The organism is Verminephrobacter aporrectodeae subsp. tuberculatae At4 (assembly GCF_000193225.1).
In the GTDB taxonomy this organism is placed as follows: domain Bacteria; phylum Pseudomonadota; class Gammaproteobacteria; order Burkholderiales; family Burkholderiaceae_C; genus Acidovorax; species Acidovorax aporrectodeae.
Genome location: NZ_AFAL01000646.1, coordinates 1 through 249, shown reverse-complemented (window position 1 = coordinate 249; position 249 = coordinate 1). Strand labels below are relative to the sequence as shown.

1 protein-coding gene is annotated in these 249 nt (G+C 67.1%); it reads right to left on the bottom strand.

Translation table 11 applies throughout. The features are described 5' to 3' along the window. A partial coding sequence (locus tag VTU_RS28545) for a SwmB domain-containing protein (RefSeq protein WP_010107263.1) occupies positions 1-249 on the bottom strand: 249 nt, incomplete at both ends.

Genomic DNA, 249 nt, shown 5'->3' with positions numbered 1-249 from the left:
TTGCCCGCGAGCGCGGTCGCGTCCAGGGTGTTGGCTTCGGTGTAGCTGATCACCAGTTGGTTGCCGGTGACCGTGGCGCTGCTGAACGCCGGGGGTGTGGTGTCCGGCGTGGTGTTGATAACAGTCCGGCTGCTGAAGTCCGCCGCGTTGTTGTGGGCCGTGTCCTGCACCCCATTGCCGGTCGCGGGCTTGGCGTAGCTGATGGTCACCGTCTCCCCGTTGGCCACGGCGCGGCTGAGCGTGAGGTGA